The organism is Longimicrobium sp. (genome assembly GCF_036554565.1).
GTDB lineage: Bacteria > Gemmatimonadota > Gemmatimonadetes > Longimicrobiales > Longimicrobiaceae > Longimicrobium.
Genome location: NZ_DATBNB010000458.1, coordinates 1 through 5,533, shown reverse-complemented (window position 1 = coordinate 5,533; position 5,533 = coordinate 1). Strand labels below are relative to the sequence as shown.

At 71.6% G+C, this 5,533-nt stretch carries 5 protein-coding genes; all 5 read right to left on the bottom strand.

Features of this window, described 5'->3' with window-relative positions:
• On the bottom strand, positions 1–1,475 hold a 1,475-nt coding region (locus VIB55_RS12625), incomplete at its 3' end, for an efflux RND transporter permease subunit (protein WP_331877005.1).
• A gap of 40 nt (positions 1,476–1,515) precedes the next feature.
• The gene (locus VIB55_RS12620) at positions 1,516–2,862 is read right to left on the bottom strand and encodes a TolC family protein (RefSeq protein WP_331877004.1); all 1,347 of its coding nucleotides are present in this window, start codon (positions 2,860–2,862) and stop codon (positions 1,516–1,518) included.
• A 111-nt stretch (positions 2,863–2,973) separates the two neighbouring features.
• A complete protein-coding gene (locus tag VIB55_RS12615) occupies positions 2,974–4,152 on the bottom strand; it encodes an efflux RND transporter periplasmic adaptor subunit (RefSeq protein ID WP_331877003.1) in 1,179 nt (392 codons plus the stop codon).
• 182 nt (positions 4,153–4,334) lie between these two features.
• A complete protein-coding gene (locus VIB55_RS12610; protein WP_331877002.1) occupies positions 4,335–5,018 on the bottom strand; it encodes a DsbA family protein in 684 nt (227 codons plus the stop codon).
• Positions 5,019–5,119: 101 nt separating this feature from the next.
• Positions 5,120–5,290 (bottom strand): hypothetical protein, encoded by a 171-nt coding sequence (locus tag VIB55_RS12605; protein ID WP_331877001.1) that lies wholly within the window; start codon positions 5,288–5,290, stop codon positions 5,120–5,122.
• Between the last annotated feature and the right edge of the window lie 243 nt (positions 5,291–5,533).

The window sequence follows — 5,533 nt, the reverse complement described above, 5'->3', positions numbered from 1 at the left end:
CACCGCGCCGCCAGGGCGGGGAGCAGGGTGACGGCGACGACGATGGAGGCGAGGAGGGAGAAGGCGACCGCCATCGCGAGGGCGCCCAGCAGCTCGCCCGCCACCCCCTCGACGTACACGATGGGCCCGAAGACGGCGATGGTGGTGATGGTGGAGGCGGTGATGGCGCGCTGCACCTCCTCCGCCCCCGCCGCGGCGGCCAGGCGGGCCCGCAGCCCCAGCTCGCGGTGCCGGAAGATGTTCTCCAGCACCACGATGGAGTTGTCCATCAGCATGCCCACGCCCAGTGCCATGCCGCCCAGCGACAGGATGTTCAGCGACACGCCGGTGGCGTGCAGCATGGCGAAGGTGGCGATCAGCGAGATGGGGATGGCCAGGGCGATGGCCACGGGGTAGCGCGCCTCGCGCAGGAAGAGGAAGAGGACCAGGAAGGCCATGATGCCGCCCAGGATCACCTCCTGCACCACGTTGGAAAGGGCGTCGGAGATGAACCCGGCCTGGCTGACGGCGACTTCGAGCTTGACGTCGGGATATTCGCGGCGAAGCTGCGCGAGCGTTTCGTCCACCTGCCGGGCCACGCGGACGGTGTTGGCGTCGGCGTTCTTGAACACCATCAGCCCCACGGACTCCTGGCCGTTGTAGCGGGCCAGCGACTCGCGCTCGCGAAACCCGTCCTCCACCGTGGCCACGTCGCGCAGGAGGACGCGCGCGCCGGTGGAATCCAGCCCCGCGCCCTGGCGCCGCAGCGGCACGGCGGCGATCTCCTCCACCCCCTGCAGCTCGCCAAGGGTGCGGAGCGCGTAGCGGTAGCGTCCGCGGCGGATGGTGCCCCCCGGCGCCGCGGCGTTGGCGTTCTTGAGCGCCGTGGCCACGTCCTGCACGGTCAGCCCGAAGCTTTCCAGCTTGCGCGAATCGACGTCCACGTGGATCTCGCGCTCCACCCCGCCCGTCACCTGGGCCAGCGCTACGCCGTCGATCTGCTCCAGCCGGCGCTTGAAGACCGACTCGGACAGCTCCTTGAGGCCCGGAAGGTCTCGCCCGCCGGCAATGGAAAGCGCCAGGACGGGCTCGCTGCGCGGGTCGGTGCGCAGCACCACGGGGCGGGCGGCCAGCTCGGGAAGCTGGTCGCGGATGTTGTCGAGCCGCTCACGCACGTTCAGCGCGGCGAAGTCCATGTCGGTGCCCCACGCGAAGCGCGCGGTGACCAGCGAAGCGCCCTCGCGGGTAACGCTTTCCACCCCCTGCACGCCGGGGACGGTGCTGACGGCCTGCTCCACCGGCTCGGTGATGAACCGCTCCACCTCGGCCGGGGCGGCGCCCGGGTCGGTGGTGTACACCACGAGGCGCGGGTACGCCACGTCGGGAAGCAGGTCGATGGGAAGCCGGAAGAACGACAGCAGGCCCAGGAACACCACGCCCAGGAAGAACATGGCGACGGCCACCGGGCGGCGGATGGCGATGCTCGGCAGCGACATGGGGCGAGGTGCCGGGGTGGATCGAAAGGGGTGCGGCCGGTCAGGGCGCCACGGGGCCGCCCACACGCTCGTCGAGCGTGGCGAGCGCCGCGGCGAACTCGAAGCGGGTGCGCAGCGCGTCGCGCTCGGCGCGGGCCGCGCGCTCCACCGCGTCGGTCAGCTCCATCAGCGTCAGCGCGCCCACGCGGTACTGCTGCTGCGCCAGCTCCAGCCGGCGGCGGTTGAGATCCAGCGCCCGCGCGGTCAGCGCCGCGGCGGTGTGCGCGTTCTGCAGCTCCACCACGGCCACGCGCACGTCGCGCTCCACCGCCAGCCGCTCGGCGCGCGAATCTTCGCGGGCCGCGTTGCGCGCGGCGCGGGCGGAGTGGATCTGGTACGACGTCTGGTACTGGGTGAAGAGCGGGATGGAGAGGTCGAACTTCAGCCCGGCGGCCTGGTCCAGCGGGTTCACCTGCACGAGGCCCGAATAGTCGCTGTTGTTCTGGCTGCGGCCCACGCTTCCGGCCACGCTCAGCCGCGGCAAGCGGTTGGTTTGTGCGGCGGCCAGGCGGTGCTCGGCCTGCTGCTCGGCCAACTGCACCCTCGCCACGCGCGGGTGGTTCGCGAAGGCGCGCGACACGAGCGCCGGCACATCCAGCGCCGCGGGGTCGAAGAGCGCGGCGGGCGCGTCGGTGAGCACCAGCGGCGGTCCGTCGAGCACGCCCATGGACTGGCGCAGGTCCAGCTGCGCCCGCCGCGCATCGCCGCGCGCCTTCTCCAGCGCCTGCTCCTGCTCGGCGACCGTCACCTCGGCCCCCAGCACGTCGATGGGCCCGCGCACGCCCACGCGCTGCAGGGCGCGGGTGGATTCCAGCCGTTCGCGCGCCGACGCGAGGAGCGCCTCTTCCAGGGCGATGGCCTGGCCGGCACGCACGGCCTCCCAGTAGCGCCGCTCCACCTCGCCGCGCACGCGCACCTCCTCGGAGCCGATGCGGGCTTCCGTCGCCTGGTAGCCTGCCTGCGCCGCCCGGCGCTCGCGGAGCCGCTCTCCCCCGTCGAACAGCGTCAGGGAGCGGATGGAGAGTCCCTGGTCGGCGCGGCTGTAGTTGCTTTCCAGCACCTCGTCGCGCACGACGGTCTCGCCGAACTGGTCCAGCCCCGTGAACCGCCGGCTGTACCCCCCGCTCGCCCCGAAATCCAGCGAAACGATGGGAAGGAAGGCTCCCCGCGCCCGGCGCAGGTCCGCTTCGGCCGTGCCCAGCTCGGTCTGCGCACGCCGGTACTGGGGATTGTTCTCGGTGGCGGTGCGCTGCGCCTGGGCCAGCGAAAGCGGCATGCTGTCCTGCCCCGCCTGTGCCGCCACGGGGGCGGCCACGAGCAGTGCCGCGAAAAGCGAAAGGGCCTTCATCGGATCGTCCATCGAAAGAGTGTGGGGCGAGCGCGCCGAAGCGGCCCTCGCCCCGGCCCTACCCGCACGAAACCGCCGTGCGGGGAGGGCGAAAGGATCACGCCCCAGCCGCTACGGGCGTCCGCCCTCGGCTTTGGCGTCGTCCACCAGGCGCACGCGTGCGTCGTGGATGAGCGTGTAGTGGCCCTCGGTGAGCACCGTTTCGCCCGGCGCCACGCTGTCGGTGTCGGGGTTGGAGACGATCTCCACGAAGGCGTCGTTCTGCAGCCCCGTGGTCACGTAGCGCCACTTGGCCAGCCCCTCGCTCCCCGAGCCCTCGTACACGAAGAGCATGGTGCGGCGGTCGCGCTCCAGGATGGCGCTGCGGGGCACCATCACGCGGTCGGCGTAGCGCCGCGCCTCCAGCGAAACGCGCGCGTACATCCCGGGAAGGATGCGGCCGCCCGGGTTCGGTACCAGCACGGTGACGCGCGCGGTGCGGGTGCCGCTCTCCACGATGGGGTTGATGGTCTGCACGCGGCCGGTGAAGCGCTCGTCGGGAAACGCGGCGAAGCTGACGGTGGCGGTGCGGCCCGCGGTCAGGTGCGCGATCTCGCTTTCCAGCACCTGCACCTCTACCCGGATGGGGTCCAGCGACACGACCGTCATCAGCTCGTCGCCCTGCCGCACCCACTGGCCGGGAACCACCTTCAGCGAGGCGACGCGGCCGGCGAAGGGGGCGCCCAGCCGGGTGCGCGCCAGGTCCAGCCGCGCGCGCCGCAGACGCACGTCGGCCGCATCGAGCCCGCTGCGCGCGCGCGCCGCGGCCTGGCGGTCGGCCCGGACGGAAGCGTCGGTGATCTGCTCGTCGAACAGCGTGGCCTCGCGGTACTTGCTCTGCGCCTCGCGCAGCGCCGCCTCGGCCTCTTCCACCGCCAGCGCGTACTCGGCGCCGTCCAGCCCCACCACGCCCTGCCCGGAGCGCACGCCGTCGCCCTCGCGCACGCCCAGCGTGGCGATGCGGCCGTTCACCTGCGCCACCAGCACCGCCTTCTGCCACGCCTCGGCCTGCCCCGCCGCGCTGACCGCCATCACCAGCTCGCCGCGCCTGGCCGCCCTTCCCTGCACGGGAATGGCGACGTCGCTGTCGAACGAGGTGGACGCGGAGGTCTGCACCAGCGGCTTCGACCCCTTTTCCGGGGTGCCGGGGGCGGCCTGGGCGTCGCGGGTGCGGTCGTAGATGGCGCCCCCGAGCAGGGCGACGACGAGGGCAGCCACGACGGCGGCGGCGGTACGTCTTGCTGGCATCATGAAACTCGGCGGGAGAAAGGCGGGCACCGGACGCAGAACGCGCGTTCAGGGGACCGGGCCTAAATTTATACGGGGTCGCGCACTAGCACAATCGGTCACAAAACACGACACGGCGCGAACATTGTCGCGCCGCGCTACATTGAAGTAGATGCCGGCGTGCGGCGCACGGTTGCCCGGGCGGCCTATTCGGCCCGGGCTCCGGCGCCGGCGTCGCGAAGGGCGCGGCGTACGTGGGCTTCCAGCTCGTCCGCCGTGGTCGCCCCGCCCAGGCCCCGGCCGTTGATGATGAGCGTGGGCGTGACCCGCAGGCCGATGCGCTTGGCCTCGTCCGCGTCGCGCCGCACGGCGGCAACGTGCCGGCCGGAGCTCATGCAGGTCCGGAAGGCGCCGAGATCGGCCACCCTGGCTTCGCGGGCGAACGCCTCCCACGGCCTGGTTCCGATCTGGTCCTGGGAAGCAAAGAGAGCGTCGTGGTACGCCTCGAACCGCCCCTGGTCGCCCGCGCAGTTGCTGGCCGTGGCGGCGGTGAAGGCGTGGGGGTGGATGGATTCCAGGGGAAAGTGCCGGAATACCACCGTGACCTCGTCCGGGTGGCGCTCACGAACCTGCCGCACGGCCGCCTGCACCTGGGCGCAGAACGGGCATTGGAAGTCCGAGAACTCGATGATCTGCACCGGCGCATCCGGGCGGCCCAGGCGCGTTCCCTCACGGGCGACGCTGCGCCACTCGTTCAGGAACTTCACCTCGGGCCGGGCTGCGGAAGGGCTGACGCCGGCGGTGACCTCGTTCTTCACGACGAGGCCGGTAACCGTAAGCGCGCACACCGCCAGGATCCCGGTGAAAACGTCGGACAGGGTGATCTTCATCTTCTTCCTGCTTTCAAGCACGTGGTGAACCGCGGACGAACAGGAGTACCCGGACAGGCACTGCCGCCCGCGGAAACCCGCGGGCGGCAGCGCCGGTGCCCTTACCAGGCGGAGCAGCCGGACGGCCCGATCTCGCAGCCGGTGGGGCCACAGCAGCTGTAGCCTCCGCCGCTGCAGCAGAGCGGGGGGGCCGGCTCGGTCTGCGCGTTCAGGTGCGAGGCGCCGCCCAGGATCAGGGTCAGGGCGAGCGCGTTGAGGATGGTGCGCTTCATGGGAAACTCTCTGCGTTGAGCGTTGGCGTTCCGGCCACTCTCTGTGGTGGCGGCCTCCATCAAGGCAATGCGGATGCCCGTCTGCCCGCTGCCGGGCGGAATCGCCCAACTCGCTGTCACGCACTCATTTGCGTCCCCTGTGCCTCCCCCGCGTCCCGGCGGATGGGGAGGACGAACGCAGTATTTTGACGGTGTTTGACACTGTTTGAACACTCGCCTTGCGCCACCGTAGAGCACGTTTCG

What these genes read in the sequence shown, in the direction of transcription:
- VIB55_RS12605 (WP_331877001.1), bottom strand. Translation starts at nt 5,290, where the DNA reads ATGAAGCGCACCATCCTCAACGCGCTCGCCCTGACCCTGATCCTGGGC.
- VIB55_RS12615 (WP_331877003.1), bottom strand. Translation starts at nt 4,152, where the DNA reads ATGATGCCAGCAAGACGTACCGCCGCCGCCGTCGTGGCTGCCCTCGTC.
- VIB55_RS12620 (WP_331877004.1), bottom strand. Translation starts at nt 2,862, where the DNA reads ATGAAGGCCCTTTCGCTTTTCGCGGCACTGCTCGTGGCCGCCCCCGTG.
- VIB55_RS12610 (WP_331877002.1), bottom strand. Translation starts at nt 5,018, where the DNA reads ATGAAGATCACCCTGTCCGACGTTTTCACCGGGATCCTGGCGGTGTGC.